Genomic DNA, 25,325 nt, shown 5'->3' on the forward strand with positions numbered 1-25,325 from the left:
GCGGGCGCGTGACTCGGCGATCTCGACAAGCACGGGCCGATGGTGGTCGAGCGGGCTTGGCGGGCCTTGTCTTCAGTCCTTGCGGGTTTGCTGGGATGCGGGTGCAACGGTCCATGCGACCAACCGCAGCACCAGGGGCCGGGCGGCCATTACCCCAAGGAACCCCACGGGCAGGGCCAGGATGTAGGCCCTGAGCACGCGCAGCAGGTAGCCGTCTCCAAGCCCGGTGTTGATGGCGGTAAGCGCCAAGCTCATCAGGAAGGCCACGATCCCGGCCATGTAAAAGGAAAACGCCACGGGTGCCAGGCGGCTTGGCAGGCGCCATGCGGCGCGACGCGGCGAGTCGGGAGGGTTTTGCGTAGCCATGGGAGCGCGTTATAGCCCGCGTGCGAAGCCCGTGCAGGCTCACGGTGACGGCGTGCCCTGGCCGATGAGCCGGCGCACCAGGGGCGGCTCGCCGCCGACATGGAAAGACATCCGTTGTATCCGCAACTTCGTGTCTGCAACAGTGAAGCGCTGCAGGCGGCGCTGGTGCTCGGTCCAGTTCTCGTCCATGAAGCATTCGACGAACCGCGAAGGATGCGCGCTGTCGCGCAGCAAGTGCCACTGTCGCGTGCCCAGCCGCAGCCGGGCCTGCCGTGTGGCTTCCATGACGGCAGCGAACTCGGCCCCGCGCGCGGCATCAATGCGGTAGTCGATGGTCACCAGCACCGGGCCAGCCAGCGGGTCCACGTCGAACGCCGCGGCGACTCGCGGTGGCGTGGGGGGAGGGTTGCATCTCGTCCTCCTGGGGCAGGCGCACCGGCTGGCGCGCCATGGCCAGCAGAAGCAGCGGCGCCACCAGCGCCAAGGCCGCGACCGCTGCCGCAACGCTGCTCCATGTGGGGGCTCCCAAGCCGAGGACCAGGTCGGTGAACAGCGCATGGGCCGTGGCGCGACCGGACCTCACCGCTGGGCCGCGCGATCGGCGGAGGTTTCGGGTTCGGGCGGGCAGCCGCGGACGCAGGCGTTGACGGCCCGGGCCAGTGAAGCACAGGCATCGACCTCGCCGGCCGCGCTGCGCACCAATGCGGTACCGGCCTGGCGACCCACAGGTGCCGCCCTTTGCTGGCGCAGCAGTGCGAACAGAGCCCACTGACCCCGGCGGCGGCATAGGAGGCGCCGGGCAACGGCTGCCAACGCCCGCCCGGCAAGGGGCCAACATGTCCCGGCCCGGAGCCACCACCACGTCGCGCCCGGGCAGCGGCTGCGCAGCAACGGCCACAAGCCGGGATGGGATGCCAGGAAGCCGCCGTCCGCCATGCCTTCATCCGCTGCACTGACCACCCCGCAGCTTTACATCGCCAGCGTCATCTCGGGCTCGATCCGACTCCGGCTGAGCTCATGGCCGCCGGCCATATTCAGCATTCATGCGGGCGGCGGTGAACTTCAGTAGAAACCCCGGTATTTCAAGTTCGGTAAAACGATACAGTAAATCGATGTAGTAAAACGATTTACTACAGCAGTGCCCGCTTGGACACAGGAGACAACGCACATGACTTCGATCACCCGCCGACAGTTCGTACAGGCTGCAGCCTCCGCCGCTTCGGTGGCCGCCGCCGCCGGATGGCCCTTGGCAGCGCAAGCCCAGGCAAGCGTGTCGCTTCGCCTTTCGTCGTCCATGGTTGCGGACGAGAACGCGGCTCACTATGTATGGTTCCAGCGCCTGCAAGCGAACCTGAAGGCTGCTGTAGGAGACAGTCTCAAGCTTGACTACTTTCCGAACAACCAGCTCGGCAAGGAAGCTGACGTGGTGCAGCAGGTCAAGGTCGGCTCTATCGACATGATGATCACGGGGTCATCGATCTGGGCCACCGTGGCGCCGGAGCTGGGCATGCTGGATCTGGGCTACCTGTTCGACGACTACGGCCATGCGGCCCGGGCGCTTGACAGCAGTGTTGGTGCCAGCTTGAACCAGATGCTGCAAAAGCGCACGGGCTGCTCGATCCTGACCTGGGCTTCGCACTTTGGCGCGCGCAGCGTCTACACCAAGGCACCCGTGAAGTCCCTGGCCGATATCAAGGGGGTCAAGCTGCGCGTGCTGCCGACGCCTGCCTTCATCGAGACGTTCAAGACCATGGGCGCCGTTCCCACGCCCATCCCGTTCGGCGAGCTCTACATGGCCGTACAGACGGGCGTGGTGGACGGCTTCGAGCACGATGCCGGCACGGTGCTGGCCAGTAAGTTCAACGAGGTGGTGAAGTCTTGCTGGCAGACCGAGCACCTCTTCTCGCCCATGGTGGTGGTGATCGGCAAGCGCGGCATGGACAAGATCCCTGCCAACCTGCGCCCGGCCTTCCTCAAGGCGGTCGCCGACGCCACGCAGCAGCAACGCAGCATCGCCGCGGACAAGAGCCGCGCGGCGGTCGAGGAGCTCAAGCGCTTGGGCATGAGCTTCCACCCCATGGCGGCCACGGAGCGCAACGCCGTTCGCAAGCAGATGGAAAGCAGCCTGTGGGCCGGGTTCGCCAAGCAGCATCCCGCCACCGCACCGCTGTTCTCCGCCATCTCCAGCGCCCGGGGCTGAACCATGAGCGCGCCATCCGCATCGCTGTCCCCAACCTGGGGCTTCGCTTGTGACACGCAGTCGGGCCGCTGGCTGGCCCGGCTCACGCACGCCATGGAATGGCTTGCCGGCGCGGTGCTGGCGGCCGACGTGGTCGTGGTGTTCCTGTCGGTGGTGTACCGGTACTTCCTGCACGACCCGGTGGATTGGGCCGAGGAGGTGGCGCGCGCCCTGATGGTCGTCCTGGTGTTCTTCGGTGCGGCGACGGTGCTGGCGCGAAGCCAGCATGTCGGCATCGACCTGTTCCGCGGGATGCTGCCGGCGCACTGGCGGCCGGTCATGATCCATGTCGGTCACTGGATCGTGGCCGCCGTGTCGGCGAGCCTGTTCCTGTCGTCATGCCTGCTGCTGGACGACTCGCAAGGCCAGACGACGTCGATCGGGTTGCCGCAGTCGATGTACGTCTATCCGGTCGTCATCGGCAGCCTCTTCATGACCCTGTTCGGTCTTGCCAACGCGCTCAACGGCCCAGCTCGCATGGTCCTGGCCAGCCTGGCGGCCTGCGCGGTCTGCGCTGCGGCCGTGTACGGCTGGAACACGGCGGTGCCCGCCTTTGCACTGACGCATGGTGCGCTGCTGGCGTTGGGTTTCATTGGTGCCCTGGTGCTTGGCGTGCCCATTGGCTTCGTGCTTGCCTTCTCGTCGCTGCTGTACTTCCTGACCGACCCTTCCCTGCCCATGCTGGTCTACGCCCAGCAGGTGATGGCGGGTACGGACCACTTCGTGCTGCTGGCCATTCCCTTCTTCGTCCTGGCCGGCCTGCTGATGGAATCCAACGGGATGTCCTCGCGCCTGATCGAACTGTTGCTGCGCCTGCTTGGCCGCGTGCGTGGGGGGCTGGGGCTGATCACCATCACGTCGACGGCATTTTTCTCCGGCGTGTCGGGTTCCAAGCTGGCAGATATCGCCGCGGTGGGCGGCATCGTGATGCCGGCGGTGCGCCGTACCCGGCAAGATCCGAACGAGGCCGCCGGGCTGCTGGCCTGCACCGCCGTGATGGCCGAGACGATTCCGCCGTGCATCAACATGATCATCATGGGTTTCGTCGCCAACATCTCCATCGCGGGGCTGTTCATGGCCGGCTTGGTCCCCGCGGCCGTCATGGCGCTTGCGCTGGCCATCGTGGCGATCTGGGTGGGATCGAAGATCGACCCGGCCGAAGCCTTCGAGCACCGCACGCCCATGCTGCGGCTGCTCGGTGGCGCGCTCGTGGCGCTCGTCATGGTCGGCATGATCGGCAAGGGCGTGACCTCGGGCATCGCCACCTCGACGGAGGTCTCGGCTTTCGCAGTCGTGTACGCCCTGGTCGTCGGCGGCCTGGCCTTCAAGGAACTGAAGCTGCGCTCGGTGGCCCGGCTGTTCGTGCGCTCGGCCTCCATGGCCGGCAGCATCCTGTTCATCGTCGCGGCGGCGTCCAGCCTGTCGTTTGCGCTGACCATCGAGCAGATCCCGCAGCTGGTGTCGGGCGCCATGATTGCCTTCGCGCAGGACTATGGCAGTACGGCCTTCTTGCTGGTCGCGGTGGTGATGATGGTGGTTTTCGGCGCGATCCTGGAGGGTGCCCCGGCGCTGATCATCTTCGGCCCCTTGCTGACCCCGATTGCCCAGCAACTGGGCATCCATCCCCTGCACTTCGGCACCGTGATGGTCATCGCCATGGGACTCGGGCTGTTCGCGCCGCCGATCGGGCTGGGCCTGTTCGCGACCTGCGCCATTACCGGGACCGAGGTGCGCGACGTGGCGCGGCCGATGATGAAGTACCTTGCGGTGCTGGTGGCGACGTTGCTGGTGCTCGTGCTGGTTCCGTCGTTCTCGCTGTGGCTGCCCGCGCGCCTCGGCATCTGACTTGTCCAAGACTCCCTTGAATACCATCCAAGACGTCGCCCAGCACGCCGGCGTATCGGTGAGCACGGTTTCGAACGTGCTCAACGGGCGTACCGATCGAATGCGCCCCGAGACGCTGGCCCGCGTGCAGGAGGCCATCGCCAGCCTGCAGTTCCGCCCCAATACGCTGGCGCGCCATCTCAAGACGGGTGACACGCCGCTGCTGGGGCTGCTGGTGCCGTCCATCGCCAACCCGATGTACGGATACATCGCCCGCGAGGTGGAGACCTATGCCCAGGAGCGCTACGGCCTGCGGGTGCTGATCGGCAACACCTATCGGGACAAGGACAAGGAAGCTTCCTTCTTCGACGACCTGCTGGCGCAGGGTGTCCGCCGCGTGCTGGTGATCTCGTCGCTGGCCGACGAGCAGCACCTGGAGAACGCAGCCCGGCGCGGCATGGCCGTGGTCAGCTACGACCGCCGGGCCACCGCGGGCGCCGACTCGGTCGTCGATCACGTCACCCCGGACAATTACGAGGCCGCCCGCATGGCCACCGCGTTGCTGATCGAGCAGGGTCACAAGCGGGTGGCCTTTGCGACGATGGCGGGCATGACGATGAGCCGCAGCGCCAAGATCTCCGGCTTCATGGATGCGGCAGTCGCAGCCGGGATTGGCCAAGGGGCGCAGATGCTCGAAGGCGGCCAGCCCACCGAGTACGGCGACTCGGTCGTCAGCGAGGTCGGCCGGTTGCTGGGCGCGCGCATCGGCCGCGATCCGCAGCGGCCGACGGGTATCGTGGCGGTCAATGACCTCATGGCCCTGGGCCTGATGGCCGGGCTGCGCGATGCAGGCCTGCGCGTCCCCGAGGACGTGTCCGTCGTCGGGATCGATGGACTGTTCCTGGCGGCTCTGTCCAACCCTGCTCTCGCCACCGTGGTCTTGCCGGTACCCGACATGGCGCGGGCCATGGTCGAGCGTGTCATGGACCGCTCCTCCCGCAGCCCGGCCGGGTGCCGTGAAATGGTTTTCGCACCGACCCGGGTGATGCCCGGCGGCTCGGTGGCACCTCCACCGGATGCCGGCAACTCCCTGGCACAAAAGCCCAGGACGAAAGGAAAAGCCCAATGAGGCGCGTCTTTTTAAGTCACCCCAGTGACCGGCTCGCCCACTATTACGGCGACCGGGCCCTGGCTGCCCTGCGTGCGGTCGCCGAGGTCCGACTCAACCACGAGCCGCGCGAGCTCTCGACCCGGGAACTGATCGAGGCGGCGCAGGGCTGCGAGGCCATCGTCGCCTACCGGCAGACCCCTGCGCCGGCGGCGTTCTTTGCCGCACTGCCCGAGTTGGTGGCCTTCCTGCGCTGTGCCGTCGACATCCGCACGGTCGATGTCCAGGCGGCGAGCGCGCATGGCGTCCTCGTGACGCAGGCCAGCGCAGGCTTCATCCCGGCAGTGGTCGAGTGGATCGTCGGCGTCATGGTGGACTTGGCGCGTGGCACCAGTCGCTATGCCCAGGCGTACCACGCAGGCCTGTCCCCAGCGCCCGTGATGGGGCGCCAGTTGCACGGCGCCACCCTGGGCGTGATCGGGTACGGCCAGATTTCCCGCCGCCTCTGCGATGTGGCCTTGGCGCTGGGCATGCGGGTGCTGGTGAGCGATCCTCATGCAGCGCCGCAGGACCCCAAGCTCCGTTGCGTGGCGCTGGAGCAGTTGCTCAAGGAATCCGATTTCGTGGTGTGCCTGGCCGTTGCCAATGCACATACGGAGAACCTGATGAACGAGCGTGCCTTCGCCCGGATGAAGCCGCACGCGTTCTTTATCAATGCTTCCCGTGGCGAGCTCGTGGACGAAGTGGCATTGCTGGCGGCGCTGGACAGTGGCCACGTCGCCGCATGCGCCCTCGATGTCGGGCGGGCGCCGGACCAGATGCCGTCGCCGGCATTGGCACGGCATCCGCAGGTGGTGGCCACGCCGCACATCGGCGGCCTGACCATGCCGGCCATCGAGCACCAGGCGCTGGAGACGGTGGCCCAGCTGCAACAGCTCCTGGCTGGAGAGTTGCCCACGGGGGCCGTCAATGCGGGGCAGGCCACGCGGCTGCAGCGCTGGAGACAAAGGTCCGACGTTACCGATCCCCTTGCCTCGACCCGGTGACGCGGCTTCTTTTCCGACCCTTGCGATACCTGACCCCATGGCTACCCGAACGCTGAATGACCTTGCAGGCGCTGGCGCATGCGATTGCCACATCCATGTGTACGAGCCCGGATTTCCGTTGGCTCCTACAGCCACCTTCACCCCGCCCCCTGCGCCGGCGTCGGCATACCAGGACATGCAACGCGAGCTCGGCCTGGAACGAGCCATCGTTGTCCAGCCCACCGGCTACGGCTTCGACAACCGCTGCACCCTTGATGCGATCCGGACCCTCGGCAAGGGCGCAAGGGGCGTCGCCGTCGTGCCGCCCGGCACGGACCTGGAGCAACTGCAGACGCTGCACGCCGCCGGCATCCGGGGCGTGCGCTTCATGATGCTGGCAGGGGGGCTGCTGCATTGGGAGGACATGGCGCCCATGGCCCGGCACATTGCCGCTCTGGGGTGGCATACCAACCTGCAGCTCGACGGGCACCAGCTGCCCCAGCACGAGGACATGCTGGCCCGCCTGCCCTCGCGGCTGGTCGTCGACCACCTCGGCAAGTTTCTCGGACCAGTACAGCCGGACAGCCCAGGCGTCTTGAGCCTGTGCCGGCTGCTCGACCGCGGGAACTGCTGGGTCAAGCTGTCGGCCCCGTACGAGAGCTCTCGCAGCGGCCCTCCGGACTACGCTGACGTAGCGCCACTGGCCCGGCTGCTTGCCTCGCGCTACCCCGAGCGCTGTCTCTGGGCCAGCAACTGGCCGCACCCTAACGTCAAGCCCCTACCGTCGAACCGCGCGCTGCTTGACTGGTTCTCCGAAGTTGCCGGGTCATCCGCGGCATGTCGCCGGATTCTGGTTGACAACCCTGCTGAACTCTACGGGTTCGATTGAACCTTACCGGGTCGCGAGCCCTGCGTTTCAAGGCGCTCGCCCCGTTGTGCCTCGGCGATCGTGATGCGCTCGATGGACGCTTGCATGTGCTGCAGCGCCGCGGCACGGGCGCCCTCGACGTCTCGGCGATCGATGGCCTCGGCGATGGCGGCGTGCTCAAGCTCGACTTGGCGGGAGAAGTCGGCCCGAACCGCCTCGTTGGCCCGAGTGACCGTGATGACGTCATGCAGGGCACGGCCGATGAAGTCCAGCAACGAGGTCATCAACGGGTTGGCTGCCGCCTCGGCAATGGCGGCATGAAAAGCGATGTCTTCAGCGACGCCGTTGCCGCCATCGGCCACCGCATCGGCAATCCGACGCAGCGCGCGCTGGATGCGCGCGTTCTGGGCCTCGCTGCGACGCGAGGCAGCGAGCGCTGCCATCTCGCTTTCCAGGCCGCAGCGCACTTCCTGGACGGCACGCACCTCAATGCCGCCGCCGGGTGCGGAAATGCGAAAGGTGTTGGCAGCGTTGGGGCCCAGCACCACCGTGCCGCTGCCTTGCCGGGTCTCGACCAGCCCTTCGGATTTCAGGCGCGACACGACTTCCCGGATCACGGTCCGGCTGACGCCGAACTGCTGCGCGAGCCGAGCTGGCCTCCGGACCCTGGCCGAGCTGACACTGCGGGTGCCTCGCAGAAAACGCTGGTGGAGCGGCATCGCCGGGCTCGGACGAGCCGTGGCTCGGCAGGTGGAAGGCTTCTTCGCTGCGCACCCAGACCTCACCGCAATGAGGAGATGCGGAACGCGGTGGCTGCCCTTGGATGCCCATCGGGCAGGTTGCGGCACCAGCAGGCACCGCCGGACAGACGGTGGTCGGGCCGCATGGCGTGGCAGGTTCCGGGGACGCCGCCAATGCCGCAGCTCACCAGGGATGGGCAGCCTGCATGCCCTGCGCGAAGCATGCTCTTCATGCGCGCTGCGCCGGGTGCGATGAGCCGCCGCCCGGCGGCGCTCTTGTCAATCAAGCGTCAATAGGCCAGCGGAACTTCGACCCCTTCGGGAGCGGCATATTCAGCCATGCGATGCCGCGACAATTCGAGATGGGCCCGCACCAGGCTGCCTGCCGCTTCGGCGTCATGCCGTTCAATGGCCTCGATGATCTGGTCATGCTGTTGCACCGCCGTTTCCAGGTCCTGCTCCATGTCCCTGGTCGTAGGGTGGCGGTAAAAGATCTTGCCCAGACGGGCATGGTCAATCAGCAGCCGTCGAAGGCTTGGCAGCAGATAATCATTCTGGGCCATTTTCCCAATTTCCAGATGGAATTGGTCATTGTAGATAACGCGGCTTTCGACATCGTTTTCCTCGATGGCCGTACGAAAGCGCTTCTGAATGAGCTTCAATTCGTTGATTCCAGAACGCGTCGCATTTTTCGCGGCCAGTTGCGTCGTCGCGATATAAATGAGGGGCGCCGCCTGGAAGAAGCTACGCAACGATTGAAAGCTCATGGACGAGACACGGGCCGCCCGGTTCGCTTCCAGATCGATATATCCCTCGGCCGCCAGTTGTCTCAAGAGCTCGCGCACCGGCGGCCTTGAAAGCCCGAATTCCTCGCTCAGGGCCATTTCGTCAACGACTGTCCCAGGTGCCATTTCCATGCTGACAATCCGCCGCCGCAGCGTTTCTCCGAGCACCGTCTTTCGGTCGGCGGGCGCGTCCACATAAGGCTGTGCATTGTTGTCCTTTTCCGCGGTTGCGAGAGATTTGGGTGCTGGCATGGCAGTGCATCCTGTCTAAGATGATTGGCGTATTGTAGTTTATTCTTAGACAATGCGTCTATTATTAATTATTTAAGGCGATATGGTGTTTTTGATAATGGAAAGAAAATGTGAGAATGAGAGGGCACCAAGAAGCACGACTGTATGGATCAACGGTGCAACCACAAAAGATGCCTCGGTGGTTCAGGTCAATAATTACCGGGCGTTGATTATTTGGATTGAAAACCAGTGCCAGGGGCCGGCATGGGTTATCGGAGCGAGGCATGGCTGCGAAGCGTCAAGACGTCGTGTCTGGGCGCGGGAACAGCGTTCAGAAGGCGATGTCGGGCGAGCCGGCGGCGTCGGGCAGGGCGCGCGCATGCAGGTACTCCACCATGCGCTGCGCCGCGGGCTGCAGGCTCTCGAAATCCCGGTAGCAGACCACGAAGCGGCGTAGCGCCCAGGGATCGGACAGCGGCACGACACGGATGCCCAGCATTGCCCCGTAGCGCGCGCCCACCTGCGTCGGGATGACGCTGATGCCCAGCCCCGCCGCCACGACGCGCAGCGCGGCGTCGAAGTTGGACACCACCGCCCGGTAAGCCAGCGTCACGCCCGCGCGGGCCGCGGCCTGGCGCAGCATGGTGTGTACGGCCGAGGAGGGGGGCAAGCCCACGTGCTCGTAGGCCAGCGTCTGCTCGAAGCGCAGCGTCTGCTCGGTTGCCAACGGATGCTCCGGATGCACTGCCAACGCGAGCTGGTCGGTGTGGTAGAGGCGGTGCTGCAGCCCGGTGAGGTCCGCGCTGTCCCAGCACACGCCCACGCTGGCGCTGCCCTCGCGCAGGGCGCGCACGATGTCGCGCGAGAGCTGCTCCTCGATGTCCACCTTGATGTCGCGGTGCGCCGGCTCCCGCATGAAGGCCGCCACGTCGTCAAGCAGCGCTTCCGCGATGGCGGACGGCGAGGCGGCCAGGCGCACCTGCCCCTTCACGCCGCCGGCAAGCGCCGCCACGTCCTGCTCAATGCGCTCCAGGGTGAAGAGCAGCGCCCGGGCGTGCTCCAGCAAGGCTTCGCCCGCCGGCGTGGGCGCCACGCCGCGACGCCCGCGCGTGAGCAGCGGCGTACCCAGCTGCTGCTCCAGCAGCGCGATGCGCTTGCTGATGGCCGAGGGCTCGATGTGCTCCTGTTCAGCCGCGCGCTTGATGTTCTGGTGGTCGCACACCGCTACCAGCAGCCGCAAGCTCTTCACGTCCAGATCCTTCATGGCGAGATTGTGCCGTTTAGAGATTCCGATTTGGAACCTAATTGCTTCCTAAATACCACTTGTGACCAATCAGGGAATATCTAAAGTTCGGCCCATCGCCTGCTGTGACAGGCCTCTGATTCGGAGACAAGCCGCATGAGCGCCTTCCCCTCGTCCGTCGTGATTCGTGAAGTCGGCCTGCGCGACGGTCTGCAAAGCATCCCGGTGACGCTGCCCACCTCGCGCAAGATCGAGTGGGTCCAGGAGGCCTACGCCGCCGGCCAGCGCGAGATCGAGGTCGGCTCCTTCGTCCCGGCCAAGCTGCTGTCGCAGCTGGCCGACACCGCCGAGGTGGTGGCTTTTGCCAAGACGTTGCCGGGGTTGCTGGTGTCGGTGCTGGTACCCAACCTCAAGGGTGCGGAAAAGGCCATCGCGTCCGGTGCGGACCTGCTGCTGGTGCCGCTGTCCGCGAGCAATGCGCACAGCCTGGCCAATCTGCGCAAGACGCCCGACGAGGTGGTGGCCGAGGTGGCGCGCATCCGTGCCGCGCGCGACGCGGCAGGCTCCAGGACGCTGATCGAGGGCGGCATCGGCACGGCCTTCGGCTGCACGCTGCAGGGCCGCGTCGAGGTTTCGGAAGTGCTGCGCTGCATGCAGGCGCTGCTCGATGCCGGGTGCGACCGCGTGAGCATCGCCGACACCGTGGGCTACGCCGACCCGCGCAGCGTGCGCGAGCTTTTCGCCCAGGCGCGCGCCATGGCCGGCGAGCGCTTCTGGTGCGGCCATTTCCACGACACGCGCGGCCTGGCGCTGGCCAACGTCTTCGCCGCGCTGGAAACGGGCGTCAACCGCTTCGACGCCACGCTGGCCGGCATCGGCGGCTGTCCGCATGCGCCGGGCGCCAGCGGCAACGCCGCGTCCGAGGACCTGGCTTTCATGCTGGAGGCCATGGGCATCGCCACCGGTATCGACCTCGACCGGCTGCTGGCGCTGCGCGCCAAGGTGGCTGGCTGGCTTCAAGGCCAGACGCTGCACGGCACGCTGTGGCGCGCGGGGCTGCCCAAGACCTTCCAGGGCGCGGTCGAGGCCTGAACGAGCAACGACATCCCGGAGACAAGTTCCATGAGCAACCAAGCAACGACTGGCCTGCCGCTCGAAGGCGTGCGCGTCATCGAGTTCACCCACATGGTGATGGGCCCCACCTGCGGCATGATCCTGGCGGACCTGGGCGCCGAGGTCATCAAGATCGAGCCGCCCGGCGGCGACAAGACGCGCAACCTGCCCGGTCTCGGGATCGGCTTCTTCCGCAGCTTCAACCGCAACAAGAAGAGCGTGGTCCTGGACATCAACACGCCGCAAGGGCACGCCACGGCGCTGGAGCTCATCGGCCAGTGCGACGTGATGCTGGAGAACTTCCGCCCCGGCCTGATGACCAAGCTGGGCCTGGACTACGAGAGCCTGTCAAAGAAGTACCCCCATCTCATCTACGTCTCGCACAAGGGCTTCCTGCCCGGCCCGTACGAGAAGCGGCTGGCGCTGGACGAGGTGGTGCAGAACATGGCGGGCCTGACCTACATGACCGGCCCCAAGGGCCGGCCGCTGCGCGCGGGCACCTCGGTCAACGACATCATGGGTGGCATGTTCGGCGCCATCGGCGTGCTGGCCGCCTTGCAGGAGCGGCACCGCACCGGCAAGGGTCAGGAGATCCAGAGCGCGCTGTTCGAGAACTGTGTGCTGCTGGCCTCGCAGCACATGCAGCAGTTCCTGATGACGAACGAGCCGCCGCCGCCCATGCCCTCGCGCGTGTCGGCCTGGAGCGTGTACGACGTCTTCACGCTGGCCGACGAGGAGCAGCTCTTCATCGGCGCGGTCAGCGACAAGCAGTTCCAGACGCTGTGCAGCGTGATCAAACGCCCGGACCTGGCCAGCGACCCGGCGCTCGCGACCAACGCGCAGCGCGTGGCGGTGCGGCCGCAACTGCTGGCGCAGCTGGGCGAGACGCTGCGCCAGCACCACATCGCCGACCTGGTGCCCGCGCTGGAAGCGGCCGGGCTGCCCTACGCGCCCATCGTGCGCCCGGACCAGCTCGTCAATGACCCGCACCTGATCGAGTCCGGCGGCCTGGTGGACATGCCCACCGACGACGGCGGCACGACCAAGGCCGTGCTGCTGCCGCTGCTCATGGGCGAGCGTCGTCTGGGCGTGCGCCACGCACTGCCCAGGGTGGGCGAGCACACCGAAGAGGTCCTTGCCCGACTGGCCAAAGAGACGGCGCCGTAAGCCGCAACGCCTCAACCACCAACAGGAGACAGACATGCGATTTTCGACCGGGCGCCGCGCCTTCGTGGCCGGTGCGGCCGCTGCACTCGCCTTCAGCACGCTGCCCGTGCTGGCCCAGAACGACAAGCCGCTGCGCGTCATCCTGCCTGTGAGCACGGGCTCGGGCGTGGATGCCATCATGCGCGCCATCGGCCCGGCCTTCTCCAAGGCGCTGGGCCAGCCGGTGGTCATCGAGAACCTGCCCGGCGCCGGCGGCATCACCGGCACCCAGACCCTGGTCAAGGCCGCGCCGGACGGGCAGACCATCGCCGTGGTCTCCAACAACCACGTGGTCAATCCGAGCATCTACAAGAAGATGCCCTTTGACTCGCTGGCCGACATCACGCCCATCACCGTGGGCGGTGCCACGCCCTTCGTGCTGGTGGCCAATGCCGAGCGGGTGCCGGCCAGGAACGTCAAGGAGCTCACTGTGCTGCTCAAGGCCAAGCGCGACGGCGTCAGTTACGCCTCGTCAGGCAACGGCACCATCCTGCACCTGGCCAGCGCGATGGTCCTGGACGAGGCCGGCGCCAAGGCGCTGCACGTCCCGTACAAGGGCGTGGGCCCGATGGTGACGGACCTCGTGGGCGGCCAGGTGGACTTCGGCGTGGTGTCGGTCCCGTCGGTGGTGCCCCACATCAAGAGCGGCAAGCTGCGCGCCATCGGCGTGACGGGCAAGGAGCGCATCGCCGCGCTGCCGGACGTGCCCACCGTGGCCGAGCAAGGCTTGCCGGGCGTGGACGTGGCCGGCTGGTTTGCACTGGTGGGGCCGGCCAAGCTGCCGCCCGAGCAGGTCAAGCGCATCTACAACGCCTTCATCACTGCGGCCAACACGCCGGAGGTGAAGCAAGCCATGGACAAGCAGGTCACGATCCTCAACCCGATGACGCCCGAGGCCTCGGCGCAGTACTTCCGCAACGAGCAGGAGCGCTACGCCAGGATCGTGAAGAAGGCCAACATCACGATGGAATGAGCGCGCGGGAGTCCTGAGATGTCTCAATACCGACTGGGCGACAAGGCCCCTTGCGTTGACGCCACCGCCTTCGTGGCCCCCGATGCCACGCTGGTAGGCGACGTGCGCCTGGGCGCGCAGGCCAGCGTCTGGTTCCAGGCCGTAGCGCGCGGCGACAACGAGCCCATCACCATCGGCGCGCGGTCCAACGTGCAGGAGGGCGCGGTGCTGCATGCCGACCCGGGCTACCCGCTGGCTGTCGGCGAGCGCGTCACGGTGGGCCACCAAGCCATGCTGCATGGCTGCACCATCGGCGAAGGCAGCCTGATCGGCATCCAGGCCGTCATCCTCAACGGCGCCAGGATCGGCAAGCACTGCCTGGTGGGCGCCGGCGCCATCGTCACCGAGCACAAGGAGTTCCCGGATCGCAGCCTCATCCTGGGAGCGCCGGCCAAGGTCGTGCGCCAGCTCAGCGACGAGGACGTGACGAACCTCGAAGCAAGTGCCACGAGTTATGCCGAGCGTGCCGCGATGTTTGCCACGCAGCTGGAGCGCGTGGGCTGACAAGGCCTGCACAAAAGGACGTGCCATGCAGGCTGCTCCCGTATCCGCGCCGCAACAGGTCGTCGTGCGCGAGGTGGGTCTGCGCGACGGTCTGCAGGTCCTGGCCCGGCCTGTGCCCACGGCCTTCAAGTGCGACTGGATTCTGCTGGCCTACGCCGCGGGCCTGCGCCATATCGATGTCGGCACCTACGCGGCGCCTGGGCGCCTGCCGCAGATGGCGGACACGCCCGAAGTGGTGGCCTTCGCCACCACGCTGCCGGACCTCCAGGTATGCGTGCAGGTGCACGACGCCGAAGGAGCGGCACGCGCCTTCGACGCCGGGGTGGCCATGGTGACGCTGCCGATCTCGGCCAGTGATCGCTACGGCCAGGCCAGCGTCGGCCGCAATGCGGCACAAATGCTGCAAGAGCTCGCGCAGATCAGCACTTTGCGCGACGAGCGCGCTATGGCCACGCAAATCGAGGCCGGCATCAGCACGGCCTTCAGCTGCATGCGACTTGGGCACATGGCGCCTGAGGTCGTGCTGGGCCTGGTGCGTGAGAGCGTCCAGCGCGGTGCCGACCAAATTGGGCTGGGAGACACCTTCGGCCATGCGACGCCCGAGGCTGTTCGGGAGCTGTTCCAGCGGGCTCGCCCGTTGACGAACGGCCGCACCCTGAATGCGCACCTGCACGGTGACGACAGCGGCCACTTGGCCACGGTCGAGGCCACGCTGGACGTGGGTGTCACGCACGTGGATGCATCGCTGGCCGGCATGGGCGGCAGCCGCCTGGTCCCCGGCACGCACGGCAACGTGAGTCTGGAGGCCGTGGCCGAACTGCTGCAGCGACGCGGTGTTGACGTCGGCGTGGACAGGCGGACCCTGGCGGAACTGCGACGCTTTGCCGGCGTGAACCCCGATGCCTTGGCGCTGTTCGGTGCCATGGGGCGCGCGGCGGAGGAAGCGCGGCGGCGCTACCCGTTCGACCTCGGCACGTACTGACGACTTCCATGTGTGCCATCGCTCTCTTCATTGGCGACCACCTTGCGCGCAGCGTGCGAGGCATGCCCTGCGCGCCGCCCGCCGGCCATGCCTGAGCACTGACTTCCCGACCTTACGAAGATTTTTGGAGATAGACATGGCCGACCTCTTTGACAATCCCATGGCCCTGATGGGCTTCGAGTTCGTCGAGTTCGCCTCGCCTGTTCCTGGCGTGCTGGAGCCGCTGTTCGAGAAAATGGGCTTCACCCTCGTCGCCAAGCACCGCTCCAAGGACGTGCTGCTGTACCGCCAGGGCGACATCAACTTCATCGTCAACAACGAGCCGCACAGCATCGCCTCGTACTTCGCCGCCGAGCATGGCCCTTCCGCCTGCGGCCTGGCGTTTCGCGTGCGCGACTCGCACAAGGCCTATGCCCGCGCGCTGGAGCTGGGCGCCCAGCCCGTGGAAATTCCCACCGGCCCGATGGAGCTGCGGCTGCCGGCGATCAAGGGCATCGGCGGCGCGCCGCTGTACCTGATCGACCGCTTCGAGGACGGCAAGAGCATCTACGACATCGACTTCGAGTTCCTGCCCGGCGTGGAGCGCCGCCCCGCGGGCCATGGCTTCAAGCTCATCGACCACCTCACGCACAACGTCTACCGCGGGCGCATGGCGTACTGGGCCGGCTTCTACGAGAAGCTCTTCAACTTCCGCGAGATCCGCTACTTCGACATCCAGGGCGAGTACACGGGGCTGACCTCCAAGGCCATGACGGCGCCGGACGGGCTCATCCGCATCCCGCTCAACGAGGAATCCAAGCAAGGGTCGGGACAGATCGAGGAGTTCCTGATGGCCTTCAACGGCGAGGGCATCCAGCACGTGGCGCTCTTGACCGACGACATCTTCCGCAGCGTGGACGCGCTGCAGCTGGCGGGCATCCCGGTGATGACGGCGCCCAACGACGTGTACTACGAGATGCTGCAGGAGCGGCTACCGGGCCACGGCGAGGACGTCAATGAGCTGCGGGCGCGAGGCATCCTGCTCGACGGCAGCACGCAGGGCGGGCAGAAGCGGCTGCTGCTGCAGATCTTCTCGCAGGCGCTGTTCGGGCCGGTGTTCTTCGAGTTCATCCAGCGCAAGGGCGACGAGGGCTTCGGCGAGGGCAATTTCAAGGCGCTGTTCGAGTCGATGGAGCGGGATCAGATCCGGCGTGGGGTGCTGACCGTCCAGGCCTGCGCGGAGCTGGGCGCAGAGGCTTGCGTGAAGTGAGTCCAACGCGAGGCACAGGTGGACTGAGCAGATCAAACAACATACCAGCTAACTTCCACTCAGCCTTTAGCTCTTGACGCCCCGCCTTTGCTTGTGCAGGCGCTGTTCCAATGTGAGAAAAGGTAAAGGGAAAGTGAGTTGAAGAAGCAGGCCGCTGAGTTGCAAGTAGTCCGCAATACGCAGGTATGTTGTTTTTTGTGAGCGTGGTCATGGCCCATGGGAATCAGGCGAGGCGCCGGTCAGGGCACTCGGGCAGCGCCGGGATGTGAGAGCCGTGCAACGCGCTGTGGCAGGCCACGCGCGGCGGCAGCGTCGGTGGCGCGAGCGCAGGCGCGTCGCTCAGGAGCATCTGCGCGTGGCCAAGGTGGCAGGTGCCGCAGTCCTCATCCGCTGTCAGAGGCGCTTTCTTGTCGGCGTGGCCGTCCTTGGCCGTGGTGCTGTGGTCATGGGGCTGGTGCTCGTGGTGGCCCAAGTGTCCTCCCTGGGCCGGAGCCGGCTCGTGCTGGCAGTACGCCGCCACGGCAGCCCTCGAGAGCTGCAGCGGCAGGAGTGCCATGAAAAAGACGAGGCGCCAGCGGCGCATGGCGGGGAGGGTAGCGACTACAGGGTTTGACCCGATGTCGCTACTCCTGGGGACGGGCCTTGAGCAGGCGCAGCCCGTTGGCCACCACGATCAGCGTCGCGCCCATGTCGGCAAAGACGGCCATCCACATCGTGGCCGAGCCGAACACCGCCAGCACGAAGAAGACGGCCTTCACGCCGAGGGCAAAGGCGATGTTCTGCCACAGCACGGCGTGCGCGCGGCGCGAGAGCCGGATCGCTTCGGGCAGGCGGCGCAGGTCGTCGTTCATCACCACCACGTCGGCAGCCTCCATGGCCGTGTCGGTGCCCGCCGCGCCCATGGCGACGCCCAGGTCCGCGCGCGCCAGCGCCGGCGCGTCGTTGATGCCGTCGCCCACCATGGCCACGGCGCCGCGCCGGCGCAGCTCCTGCACGGCGGCGAGCTTGTCCTCAGGCAGCAGGTTGCCGCGTGCCTCGTCGATGCCGGCCTCGCGGGCGATGGTCTGCCCCGTGGCCGCGTTGTCGCCGGTGAGCAGCACCGGCGTGACGCCCAGCGCGCGCAGCTGTGCCACCGCCTCGCGCGAGGTGGGCTTGATCGTGTCGGCCACCGCGAAAACGGCCAGCACGCCGTCGTCGCCCATGAGCAGCGTGACGCTGCGGCCCTGCGCTTCCTGCGCCCGCAGCCGCTGCTCCAGCGCGGCGCCGCACTGCCCGCGTTCCTCGGCCAGCCGATGGTTGCCCAGCACGTAACGCCGGCCGGCCATCACGCCTTCCACACCGCGGCCGGCCAGGGCCTTGAACGCGCTGATGCCGTTGCCCTGCAGCGCCAGGCCCGCAGCGATGGCCTGCGACACCGGGTGGTCCGAGCGCGCGGCGAGGCTCGCGGCCAGCAGCGCGTTGGCGTCGCGCTCGCCCTGCAGGCTTTCCCAATGCACGAGCTTCGGGCGGCCTTCGGTGAGCGTGCCGGTCTTGTCCAGGGCCACGACCTTGAGCGAGCGAGCCTGCTCCAGGTGCGTGCCGCCCTTGATCAGCACGCCGCGCCGCGCCGCGGCGGCCAGTGCGCTGACCACCGTCACCGGCGTGGAGATGACGAGCGCGCAGGGGCAGCCGATGACCAGCAGCACCAGCGCCTTGTAGACGCCCGAGGTCCAGGGAGCGTCGGTGAGCCACGGCAGCAGCACGGCGGTGGCCACGGCCAGCGCAAAGATCGCCGGCGTGTAGACCTGCGCGAAGCGGTCCACGAAGCGCTGGGTGGGCGCCCGTGCGCTCTGCGCCTGCTCGACGGCATGAATGATGCGCGTGAGCGTGCTGTCGGAGGCGGGGGCCGTGACGCGCACCTCGATCTCGCCGGTGTCGTTGACGGTGCCGGCGAAGACCGCATCGCCCGGCTGCTTGTCCACCGGGATGCTCTCGCCGGTCACGGGGGCCTGGTTCACGGCGCTGGTGCCGCGCGTGACGGTGCCGTCCAGCGGCACGCGCTCGCCCGGGCGGATGCGCACCGTGTCGCCCACAGCCACGGCGCCTGCGCTCAGTACCTTCCAGCTGCCATCGGCTTGGCGCACATCGGCCTGCTCGGGCGCCAGGGCCATGAGCGTGCGGATCGCATTGCGGGCCCGATCCGCAGCGCGCGCCTCGATGAGCTCGGCGATGCCGTAGAGCGCCATCACCATGGCGGCCTCGGGCCACTGGCCGATGAGGAAGGCGCCGGTGACAGCCACCGACATCAGCGCGTTGATGGTGAGCCGGCCGCGGCGCAGCGCCGCGAAGCCCTTGGTGTAGGTCTCCAGACCAGACAGCGCGATGGCGGCCAGCGCCAGCGCCATGCCCGCGAGCTCGAACGCCGTGGTGTGCGCCGCGAAGAGCTCGATGCCTTCGGCCAGCAGCGCCAGCGCGAGCGCCCATGCCAGGCGCCTGATGCCCGAGGGTGTGTCGTGCTCATGGTCGTGGTGCCCCGGGCCCGCCTGGGCGCCGTCGCCCTGTCGTGGCTGCATCGGCTGCGGCTTGAAGCCGGCGCCGGTGATGGATTCCAGCGCCCGGGGCAGCACGTGCGCCGGCGCGGTGATGGCCAGCGTACGCGCGCCAAGCTGAAAGTCCAGGGCACGGATGCCGCTCACGCCTTCGAGGGCGCGGCGAATCTCGGCCTCTTCGACCGGGCAGTCCATGGTCGGGATGCGGTACACGGCCGTGCCGGCGCGCGACACGGGCATGGAACTGACGGGCACGGTGGCGGCCGGTGCGCCGCCGCAGCACGCGCCGCTGCTGCACGAAGAAGTGGAGTGCTGGGACTTCATGGTGGTTCTTCCGATCTGCCACCATTGGAAACCCTGTAGCAGGTACAGAGTCAAACCCCCTGCCACAAGTCCCTGGAGACCTTGCCGGATGAAGATTTCAGAGCTTGCCAGCGCCACCGGCACGCCGGTGGAGACGATCCGCTTCTACGAGCGCGAAGGGTTGCTGCCGGCGCCCGAGCGCGCCGACAACAACTACCGCGTTTACGGCGCAGCCCACGCCGAGCGGCTGGCGTTCGTGCGGCACTGCCGCAACCTGGACATGACGCTCGACGAGATCCGGGTACTGCTGCGCTACAAGGACGCGCCCGAGGACAACTGCGGCGAGGTCAATGCGCTGCTGGACCAGCACATCGGGCACGTGGCACAGCGCATCCGCGAGTTGCGCTCACTGGAGAAGGCTCTCAAGGAACTGCGCCAGCAATGCAACCAGGGCCAGCAGGCGCGGGACTGCGGCATCCTCAACGAGCTCAGCCAGGCAGCCAACCAGGCGCCTTCCCCTCGCCCACAGCGCTTGGGCCACGTCCGCGGTGCCCACTGAGCGCACCGGCGCGCTGCCACGGACGGCAGCTTCTGGCGCCGCGGGCTACCGGGAAGGCTGAAACATGATGATGCCCATGCCGGCCAGCGCCACGGCCGCGCCGGCCACGTCCCAGGCCGTCGGGCGGATCTGGTCCACGGCCCACAGCCACAGCAGCGCCACCCCAATGTAGACGCCGCCATAGGCCGCGTAGACACGGCCCGCAGCGGTTTCATGCAGCGTCAACAGCCACGCGAACAGCGCCAGGCTCAGCGCCGCCGGGATCAGCAAGAGGATCGATCGTCCCTGCTTGAGCCAAAGGTAGGGCAGATAGCATCCCGCGATCTCGGCCAGCGCCGTGGCGAGGAACAAGAGGAGAGTTCTCATCGCACCATTGTGATGGGCGACTGTTTGGGGCCCACAGCAGCCCGCGGCACGATCCGCGGATACGAACCGAAAGTCCAGGCGGATGCCCACTCACCTGGCCTTGCTCGTGGCCGCTCCGTCGTCCGTGCTTTGCTTCGGGCTTCTCGAAGTCGATCATCACCGCCGTCATCGATCTGGTCGGGCGCGGGCGGGCGATGCTGTCCATCGTGCTCGTGTGCGCGGTGCGGACCTACGGCGGCGTGTCGCTGTTCGTGGTGGTGTTCGCGGTGTACCCGTTCGCCGCGGAGATGTTCCGCCAGAGCAACATCCCCAAGCGGCTCATCCCCGGCACGATAGCGCTGGGGGCCTTCACCTTCACCATGGATTCGCTGCCGGGCACGCCGCAGATCCAGAACATCATCCCCACCACGTTCTTCAACACCAACACCTGGGCCGCGCCGTGGCTGGGCGTGTCCGGCGCGCTGTTCATCTTCGTGGTCGGGATGTTGTACCTGGAGCTGCGGCGCCGCCGCGCGGCGGCCGCCGGCGAGGGCTGCGGCACCAGCCTGCTCAACGAACCCGAGCCCTTCGAGGCGGAGCAGTTGCGGCATCCGCTGGTCGCGCTGCTGCCACTGGTGCTGGTGGGCGTGCTCAACCGCGTCTTCACCGACCTCATCCACGGCTACTACGGCTCGACGCACGAGTTGCCGCTGCCCGGCGGCAAGCCGGTCGTGATCGAGGTGTCCAAGATCGCGGCCGTCTGGATGGCCAGCGGCGGCATGGACACGCTGCCGCACAACGGCGCCGTCATCACGCTGCTGGACGACACCGGCCTGACCCACACCCAGTCCTATGGCGACATCTTCATGATCACCCTCATCAAGACCGCGGCGGTGTTCGTGGTCATCGGCATCTACTACCTCACCGGCATCTATTGACCCGGCGCGGGTTCCCGGCCGGCGCCGGCAACCCGTTTTCAGCCCGTGTCAGGCCGTGCTGTTTCTCTCTCATTCCCGCTTCACCACAACAGCCCAACACCGTTGCACCGACCGGTCGAAACAGCCGGTGGGCGGGGGCAGCGGGTCGCGGTGGAGCAGGCGCAGCTCAGCATTCAAGCCGTCACTCCTCACGCTTGGAGCCACTTGACGCGTCTCAATACAGGGCACGCAATGTGGTTCACGATGCACAGGAAAAGAGCGAGGGCATGCTGCGTCGCCTTCAGGGCGGAGCAATGCGCTGTTGCACCGGCGCTGCATGCCTTCTACTGCGAAGCCACCACCTCGTGGAGTGCCCAGTGGACATGCAATTGCTGACTGAAGCGAAGCGGCTGCACCGGTGTGCCGCTGGCGGATGGCCTGTCATGATCCGCGAACAAAGGCTTCTGTGCCGCTGGGTCATGGGCCTGCTCCTCACCTCGCTTGCCGCGCTGCCGGCCTGGGCGAGGTCTTGGCAGGTGACGTCGATTGAGCGCAGCGGCGTACCGGTATCCAAGGTCAAGGTCGATTTCGTCGCGCCGGGCGACAGCAAGCAGGTGACAGCCCTGCTCCTGCCCCGCTCGACGCTGCCTGAAGGCGCCACGCTGGGCGTGCCCGAAGGCGTCACCCTGGTACTGGAAAGCAGTAACGGGCAACGGGTGCGCAACCAGAAGGCACCGGCCCGGTTGGTGCTGCTCAAGACGGGCCCCGAGGGCGAGTCCTACAAGGTCCTGGCCGGGCGCTGGCTCTTCAAGGTGTTCAACCGGCTGGACTTCTTCAACGTTCAGGCCGACACGGTTCACGCCCAGACGCAGGGCACCGAGTTCCTGGCAGAACTCAATCCCGGCGCAGCCGAGGCCCGCTACCTGGTTACCCAGGGCAGCCTGCTGGTGCGACATCCGGGCCTGGTGCAGGTTGTCCGCGACGACGGCACTCTTGGCGATACCGAGATCCAGATCACCACGAGGCTGGTCGCGGGAGATCCCGAAGGTCGCTTTGCGCTGACGCCCGTGGACTACCTGGCCAGGTTCGGCAGCTACGCCGAAGCGCAGACGTTTTTCGAGGCGCGGCACGACGCCGCCGTCAGGGACGGTGACTCCGCAGGGGCCTTCAACATGCTTATGGCACTGGGGGACGTGCAACTGTCCTTGGCTCGCGCCGAGGATGCTCGCGTGACGTTCGAGCGCGCAGCGGCCAGCCAAGAGGCAGCCCCGCCGCGCGGTGACGAGGCTTACTGGCGGGCCGTGCTGCAGGGCCGGCTCGGCCGTGCCGCCTTGCTGGCCAACCGGTTCGACGACGCCGTGCGGCATTTCAGCGCCAGCATTCAGCAGCATCGCGCGCTGCCTTCACGGGAAGGGGAGCATTCGGTCGAGGAGGAGGGCACCAACCTGGCCCGTGCCTATCAGGCCTCGGGGCTCTACGGCTGCGCGACGCGCATGGCACAGGCGACGCTGGAGCAGTTGCGTCAGCACTACCGGGGCGCCAACCATCCGGCCTTCGCGGAACTGAACGCCATCATGGGCGACGCCGCCTTCGAGCAGGGTAAGTTTGCCGCGGCCCTGACCCAGCATGAGCAAGCCCTGGAGATCCTGCAGCGCCTGCGTTCACCGCTGCGGCGGGGCGACGGCCTGATCTATCACGAGGAGATCGTCGCCGCCCTCAACGCCGTTGGCGAGGACGAATCCGGGTTGGGCCGCTTTGCCCAGGCCATGGAGCGCCACCAGCAGGCACGCAAGATCACACGGACGATCTTCACGGAACCGCACCTGCTGGATGCCGACACATTCAGCAGTCTGGGGTGGATGAGTTTCCGCAACGGTCAAGGCACGGATGCCATCGCCGCGTACGACAGGGCGCTGGCCGTGCTGCAGCAGTTGCCGTCCGATGCGCTACGCAAGGGCCGGGTACAGCGCCGTCGCGGACAGGCGTTGCTGCTGGCCAGTCGGCCGGCGGTTGCCGGCGAGGCCTTCGACGCCTCACTCCGCCACCTGCTCACGCTGTTTCCAAGCGCCCCTCACCCCGAGCTGGCTGCGGCATGGCGCGGGTTGGCCGAGGCAAGGCGCGCGGTGGGTGACACGGACGGCAGCGACGAGGCTGCACGCACGGCCCGTGAACTGGAAACGGCCGTCGCGCGCCGGGAGCAGCAATGTCCGGCGTGAAGGCCCGCTACCACGTCCTGGCGTTCGTCCTGCTGGTCTTGCTGCTGCTGAAGGTGCTGGATTCCCTCAACGAACTGGACTGGTGGCTGGTTGCGAAACTCAGCCCTCGCGAGGTGGCGTGGCCGGAGAAGTTGCATGTGCTGGACGTTCCCTGGGATCGCAACCCGGCGACGACCGGGCAGTTCCGGCGTGAGCTGGCGGCGACCTTGGACCGGTTGGCCGGGCTGCAACCTGCGCCCGAAGCCGTCATCGTCGATGTCTCCATCAGTGCCCTGCCGCTCGGGCTCGACGAGCTGGGGCGCGCGGTGCAGAGCCTCGTGAAGAAGACGCCCGTCTTTTTCGCCGTAGACGCTCGACGGCCCGGCTCCGATGACGTCGATCCCGATTTCATGCAGCGTATGGCGGGCAGCCAGGTCTATGGCCGGCTGCATGGGACCGGCGCCCGGCATGGTGGGTGGGGCCATACCGAGTTCATGGCCTACCGCGGTGTTGTCTGGTTCCAGCCGTGCATCTCCTCCCCGGAGGAGTCCGGTCCACTGGCGGACACCCCGTTGGCGCCGGTGAACCTGGCCGTGCCGGCTTCCGGCTGCGCCATCCCGTCCCTGGCGGCACTGGTGGCCGACAGCCTGAACCCGGCTCGCAAGCCCGGCTGGACGGATCGCTCGGAGCCATTGGTGGTGTTCGTGGGTGGCAAGACCAGCCATCTCTGGCGCGTGTGTGGTGGACATTTCTCGACCCAGGGTTCGTTCACCGGCACGCAGGAGCAGCGCGTTGTTCCCGACTGCCTGGCCCAGGACGACCAGCGCCTGGGTGGGCGCATCGTCATCGTCGGGAATGTCGAGTACGACCGGCCGCTTTCAGGAAGGGGCCGACACGACCTCAGCGGCCCCGAGCTGCTGGGCTGGAGCCTGGCCGGGTTGATGAGCCCTTCGCCCACCGGGGCTCCCGCGACCGTCCTGTCAGGCCCGCAATGGCTGCTCGGCGTCCCGCTTGTCGCTGTGCCGCTGTCGATCAAGCTGTTTCACTGCCTGCGCCGCAGGGTGGTTCGGTTGCGCTTGCGGCTGAAGTCGGCGGCCGCGCTTGCCTTGGCCTTGACGTGGCTGCTGTCGGGAGTGCTGGTGGCGGGCCTGCAGGCGACCGCGTACATCGTGTTCCCGCACGTGATGTTCGTGGTTCTGGCTTCGCTGGCAGCCGTGGCGCTGAGTTGCCATCTGACCCACCTGCGGCTGCGCGACCGCGCTCTGCAGGAAAACGTGAGCGAGCGCAGTACCGGGCCCTTGCCTGCGTACGACCTGTTCCTCAGCTACTCACGTACCCCGTCGGCAAACGCCGCGTGGGCGGCGGCTCTGCACCGGGCACTCTTGCGCCAGCAGGTGGACGGCCGCCCGTTGAAGGTCTTCTTCGACAAGAAGTCCATCCACGTGGGTGCGCAGTGGTACTTCACCCTTGCGGAGGCCATCGAGTGCAGCCGTTTCTTCGTGGCCATCTACTCGAACGAGTATTTCCACAAGAATTTTTGCCGCTTCGAGCTGTCGAAGGCCGTGATCAAGGCGATCAGGGCGCAGGAGTTCAAGATATTTCCCATCCTGAAAGATCCGGTCGCCGTCCCCATCGCCTTCAACCACCTTCAGACTTGGCGCAGCGGCCATGTGGAGGCGCTGGCACAGCGCATCGCGGAGGCGTTGCGCGGGGAAACAGCTGTTGCCACCGAGAAGGGTTCCCTGACCACGGGCGAGCTTTTCGGTGCTCTGCAGAAGGCCTTGTCCACGCCCAAGGGCAGGCGTCATCTCAACGTTGCGCGCTCCTTGCTCTGCAAAAGCTCCATGCGCCTGCATCGAAAGCGCCGCCCACGGCGCTCGCTGCAGGCGTGAACGAACTTTGCGTCACGGCATGCCCGGGGGGCCGGGGTGACCGATCCTCGGTCAGTCGGCTCCGCAACTGCAGCCTCACTCATCGAGCCGT

At 67.2% G+C, this 25,325-nt stretch carries 22 protein-coding genes and 2 pseudogenes; 16 read left to right on the forward strand and 8 right to left on the reverse strand.

Annotated elements, in window-relative coordinates:
• Positions 1-72: 72 nt before the first annotated feature.
• A complete protein-coding gene (locus HHL10_RS17395; protein WP_169161657.1) occupies positions 73-366 on the reverse strand; it encodes a DUF2798 domain-containing protein in 294 nt (97 codons plus the stop codon).
• Between the two features lie 39 nt (positions 367-405).
• Complete coding sequence (locus HHL10_RS31210) at positions 406-732, reverse strand: MFS transporter (protein WP_169161658.1); 327 nt, start codon at positions 730-732, stop codon at positions 406-408.
• Positions 733-1,534: 802 nt separating this feature from the next.
• Between HHL10_RS31210 and HHL10_RS17405 the strand changes: the two genes are divergently transcribed.
• The 5 genes from HHL10_RS17405 (at position 1,535) to HHL10_RS17425 (ending at position 7,451) form a co-directional block, all read left to right on the forward strand.
• Positions 1,535-2,566: a TRAP transporter substrate-binding protein gene (locus tag HHL10_RS17405; protein ID WP_169161659.1), complete on the forward strand. Its 1,032-nt coding sequence runs from the start codon at positions 1,535-1,537 to the stop codon at positions 2,564-2,566.
• 93 nt (positions 2,567-2,659) lie between these two features.
• On the forward strand, positions 2,660-4,450 hold the full coding sequence (locus HHL10_RS17410; protein WP_235971595.1) for a TRAP transporter large permease subunit: 1,791 nt from the start codon (positions 2,660-2,662) through the stop codon (positions 4,448-4,450).
• A 16-nt stretch (positions 4,451-4,466) separates the two neighbouring features.
• Positions 4,467-5,558 (forward strand): LacI family DNA-binding transcriptional regulator, encoded by a 1,092-nt coding sequence (locus HHL10_RS17415; protein WP_169161661.1) that lies wholly within the window; start codon positions 4,467-4,469, stop codon positions 5,556-5,558.
• Positions 5,555-6,583 (forward strand): NAD(P)-dependent oxidoreductase, encoded by a 1,029-nt coding sequence (locus HHL10_RS17420; protein WP_169161662.1) that lies wholly within the window; start codon positions 5,555-5,557, stop codon positions 6,581-6,583. The genes HHL10_RS17415 and HHL10_RS17420 overlap by 4 nt, the downstream gene beginning before the upstream one ends.
• A 37-nt stretch (positions 6,584-6,620) precedes the next feature.
• Entirely contained in the window at positions 6,621-7,451 is an 831-nt protein-coding gene (locus HHL10_RS17425; RefSeq protein ID WP_169161663.1) for an amidohydrolase family protein, read from the forward strand.
• Here HHL10_RS17425 and HHL10_RS17430 read toward each other — a convergent pair.
• The gene (locus tag HHL10_RS17430) at positions 7,436-8,149 is read right to left on the reverse strand and encodes a FadR/GntR family transcriptional regulator (RefSeq protein WP_235971580.1); all 714 of its coding nucleotides are present in this window, start codon (positions 8,147-8,149) and stop codon (positions 7,436-7,438) included. The genes HHL10_RS17425 and HHL10_RS17430 overlap by 16 nt on opposite strands.
• On the opposite strand from HHL10_RS17430, the pseudogene HHL10_RS30605 reads away from it, so the two are divergent.
• Positions 8,085-8,228: pseudogene (locus HHL10_RS30605) on the forward strand (phage integrase family protein); the annotation flags it as partial. The gene HHL10_RS17430 and the pseudogene HHL10_RS30605 sit on opposite strands and share 65 nt — an antisense overlap.
• A gap of 232 nt (positions 8,229-8,460) precedes the next feature.
• On the opposite strand, the gene HHL10_RS17440 reads toward HHL10_RS30605, so the two are convergent.
• Both HHL10_RS17440 and HHL10_RS17445 read right to left on the reverse strand, forming a co-directional pair.
• Complete coding sequence (locus tag HHL10_RS17440; protein WP_169161665.1) at positions 8,461-9,207, reverse strand: GntR family transcriptional regulator; 747 nt, start codon at positions 9,205-9,207, stop codon at positions 8,461-8,463.
• A 310-nt stretch (positions 9,208-9,517) separates the two neighbouring features.
• Positions 9,518-10,450 carry a LysR family transcriptional regulator gene (locus HHL10_RS17445; RefSeq protein WP_169161666.1) on the reverse strand — a complete coding sequence of 311 codons (933 nt, stop codon included), beginning with the start codon at positions 10,448-10,450 and terminating at the stop codon, positions 9,518-9,520.
• A gap of 135 nt (positions 10,451-10,585) precedes the next feature.
• Between HHL10_RS17445 and HHL10_RS17450 the strand changes: the two genes are divergently transcribed.
• The 6 genes from HHL10_RS17450 to hppD all read left to right on the forward strand — a co-directional run bounded on the left by HHL10_RS17450 (position 10,586) and on the right by hppD (position 16,495).
• Complete coding sequence (locus HHL10_RS17450; RefSeq protein WP_169161667.1) at positions 10,586-11,521, forward strand: hydroxymethylglutaryl-CoA lyase; 936 nt, start codon at positions 10,586-10,588, stop codon at positions 11,519-11,521.
• Between the two features lie 30 nt (positions 11,522-11,551).
• Positions 11,552-12,709, forward strand: a complete 1,158-nt coding sequence (locus tag HHL10_RS17455) for a CaiB/BaiF CoA transferase family protein (protein WP_169161668.1) — start codon at positions 11,552-11,554, stop codon at positions 12,707-12,709.
• 34 nt (positions 12,710-12,743) lie between these two features.
• Positions 12,744-13,721, forward strand: coding sequence for a Bug family tripartite tricarboxylate transporter substrate binding protein (locus tag HHL10_RS17460; protein WP_169161669.1), 978 nt, complete (start codon positions 12,744-12,746; stop codon positions 13,719-13,721).
• An 18-nt stretch (positions 13,722-13,739) separates the two neighbouring features.
• Positions 13,740-14,264 carry a gamma carbonic anhydrase family protein gene (locus HHL10_RS17465; RefSeq protein WP_169161670.1) on the forward strand — a complete coding sequence of 175 codons (525 nt, stop codon included), beginning with the start codon at positions 13,740-13,742 and terminating at the stop codon, positions 14,262-14,264.
• Between the two features lie 25 nt (positions 14,265-14,289).
• Positions 14,290-15,246, forward strand: a complete 957-nt coding sequence (locus tag HHL10_RS17470; RefSeq protein ID WP_169161671.1) for a hydroxymethylglutaryl-CoA lyase-like TIM-barrel protein — start codon at positions 14,290-14,292, stop codon at positions 15,244-15,246.
• Positions 15,247-15,382: 136 nt separating this feature from the next.
• Positions 15,383-16,495: a 4-hydroxyphenylpyruvate dioxygenase gene (hppD, locus tag HHL10_RS17475; RefSeq protein WP_169161672.1), complete on the forward strand. Its 1,113-nt coding sequence runs from the start codon at positions 15,383-15,385 to the stop codon at positions 16,493-16,495.
• 223 nt (positions 16,496-16,718) lie between these two features.
• Here hppD and HHL10_RS17480 read toward each other — a convergent pair whose 3' ends face one another.
• Positions 16,719-17,051 carry a cobalt-zinc-cadmium resistance protein gene (locus HHL10_RS17480; RefSeq protein ID WP_169161673.1) on the reverse strand — a complete coding sequence of 111 codons (333 nt, stop codon included), beginning with the start codon at positions 17,049-17,051 and terminating at the stop codon, positions 16,719-16,721.
• A 67-nt stretch (positions 17,052-17,118) separates the two neighbouring features.
• Complete coding sequence (locus HHL10_RS17485) at positions 17,119-19,347, reverse strand: heavy metal translocating P-type ATPase (RefSeq protein ID WP_169161674.1); 2,229 nt, start codon at positions 19,345-19,347, stop codon at positions 17,119-17,121.
• A gap of 88 nt (positions 19,348-19,435) precedes the next feature.
• Here HHL10_RS17485 and cadR point away from each other — a divergent pair, with 88 nt between their 5' ends.
• A complete protein-coding gene (gene cadR / locus HHL10_RS17490; protein ID WP_169161675.1) occupies positions 19,436-19,885 on the forward strand; it encodes a Cd(II)/Pb(II)-responsive transcriptional regulator in 450 nt (149 codons plus the stop codon).
• A gap of 45 nt (positions 19,886-19,930) precedes the next feature.
• Here the strand turns inward: cadR and HHL10_RS17495 are convergent, their stop codons facing one another.
• The gene (locus HHL10_RS17495; protein WP_169161676.1) at positions 19,931-20,251 is read right to left on the reverse strand and encodes a YnfA family protein; all 321 of its coding nucleotides are present in this window, start codon (positions 20,249-20,251) and stop codon (positions 19,931-19,933) included.
• Positions 20,252-20,385: 134 nt separating this feature from the next.
• On the opposite strand from HHL10_RS17495, the pseudogene HHL10_RS17500 reads away from it, so the two are divergent.
• The 3 genes and pseudogenes from HHL10_RS17500 to HHL10_RS17510 all read left to right on the forward strand — a co-directional run.
• Positions 20,386-21,168, forward strand: a pseudogene (locus tag HHL10_RS17500) (hypothetical protein); the annotation flags it as partial.
• Between the two features lie 362 nt (positions 21,169-21,530).
• Entirely contained in the window at positions 21,531-23,363 is a 1,833-nt protein-coding gene (locus HHL10_RS17505) for a tetratricopeptide repeat protein (protein WP_169161677.1), read from the forward strand.
• Positions 23,351-25,234 (forward strand): toll/interleukin-1 receptor domain-containing protein, encoded by a 1,884-nt coding sequence (locus tag HHL10_RS17510; protein WP_169161678.1) that lies wholly within the window; start codon positions 23,351-23,353, stop codon positions 25,232-25,234. Before HHL10_RS17505 ends, HHL10_RS17510 begins: the two co-directional genes overlap by 13 nt.
• Positions 25,235-25,325 lie beyond the last annotated feature (91 nt).

The sequence above is a fragment of the Azohydromonas caseinilytica genome (genome assembly GCF_012927045.1).
Classification (GTDB): Bacteria; Pseudomonadota; Gammaproteobacteria; order Burkholderiales; family Burkholderiaceae_C; genus Azohydromonas; species Azohydromonas caseinilytica.

What these genes read in the sequence shown, in the direction of transcription:
- HHL10_RS17505 (WP_169161677.1), top strand. Translation starts at nt 21,531, where the DNA reads ATGCAATTGCTGACTGAAGCGAAGCGGCTGCACCGGTGTGCCGCTGGC.
- HHL10_RS17485 (WP_169161674.1), bottom strand. Translation starts at nt 19,347, where the DNA reads ATGAAGTCCCAGCACTCCACTTCTTCGTGCAGCAGCGGCGCGTGCTGC.
- HHL10_RS17425 (WP_169161663.1), top strand. Translation starts at nt 6,621, where the DNA reads ATGGCTACCCGAACGCTGAATGACCTTGCAGGCGCTGGCGCATGCGAT.
- HHL10_RS17430 (WP_235971580.1), bottom strand. Translation starts at nt 8,149, where the DNA reads ATGCCGCTCCACCAGCGTTTTCTGCGAGGCACCCGCAGTGTCAGCTCG.
- HHL10_RS17495 (WP_169161676.1), bottom strand. Translation starts at nt 20,251, where the DNA reads ATGAGAACTCTCCTCTTGTTCCTCGCCACGGCGCTGGCCGAGATCGCG.
- HHL10_RS17470 (WP_169161671.1), top strand. Translation starts at nt 14,290, where the DNA reads ATGCAGGCTGCTCCCGTATCCGCGCCGCAACAGGTCGTCGTGCGCGAG.
- HHL10_RS17440 (WP_169161665.1), bottom strand. Translation starts at nt 9,207, where the DNA reads ATGCCAGCACCCAAATCTCTCGCAACCGCGGAAAAGGACAACAATGCA.
- hppD (WP_169161672.1), top strand. Translation starts at nt 15,383, where the DNA reads ATGGCCGACCTCTTTGACAATCCCATGGCCCTGATGGGCTTCGAGTTC.
- HHL10_RS17460 (WP_169161669.1), top strand. Translation starts at nt 12,744, where the DNA reads ATGCGATTTTCGACCGGGCGCCGCGCCTTCGTGGCCGGTGCGGCCGCT.
- HHL10_RS17445 (WP_169161666.1), bottom strand. Translation starts at nt 10,450, where the DNA reads ATGAAGGATCTGGACGTGAAGAGCTTGCGGCTGCTGGTAGCGGTGTGC.
- HHL10_RS17480 (WP_169161673.1), bottom strand. Translation starts at nt 17,051, where the DNA reads ATGGCACTCCTGCCGCTGCAGCTCTCGAGGGCTGCCGTGGCGGCGTAC.
- HHL10_RS17405 (WP_169161659.1), top strand. Translation starts at nt 1,535, where the DNA reads ATGACTTCGATCACCCGCCGACAGTTCGTACAGGCTGCAGCCTCCGCC.
- HHL10_RS17455 (WP_169161668.1), top strand. Translation starts at nt 11,552, where the DNA reads ATGAGCAACCAAGCAACGACTGGCCTGCCGCTCGAAGGCGTGCGCGTC.
- cadR (WP_169161675.1), top strand. Translation starts at nt 19,436, where the DNA reads ATGAAGATTTCAGAGCTTGCCAGCGCCACCGGCACGCCGGTGGAGACG.
- HHL10_RS17510 (WP_169161678.1), top strand. Translation starts at nt 23,351, where the DNA reads ATGTCCGGCGTGAAGGCCCGCTACCACGTCCTGGCGTTCGTCCTGCTG.
- HHL10_RS17395 (WP_169161657.1), bottom strand. Translation starts at nt 366, where the DNA reads ATGGCTACGCAAAACCCTCCCGACTCGCCGCGTCGCGCCGCATGGCGC.
- HHL10_RS17410 (WP_235971595.1), top strand. Translation starts at nt 2,660, where the DNA reads ATGGAATGGCTTGCCGGCGCGGTGCTGGCGGCCGACGTGGTCGTGGTG.
- HHL10_RS17420 (WP_169161662.1), top strand. Translation starts at nt 5,555, where the DNA reads ATGAGGCGCGTCTTTTTAAGTCACCCCAGTGACCGGCTCGCCCACTAT.
- HHL10_RS17465 (WP_169161670.1), top strand. Translation starts at nt 13,740, where the DNA reads ATGTCTCAATACCGACTGGGCGACAAGGCCCCTTGCGTTGACGCCACC.
- HHL10_RS17450 (WP_169161667.1), top strand. Translation starts at nt 10,586, where the DNA reads ATGAGCGCCTTCCCCTCGTCCGTCGTGATTCGTGAAGTCGGCCTGCGC.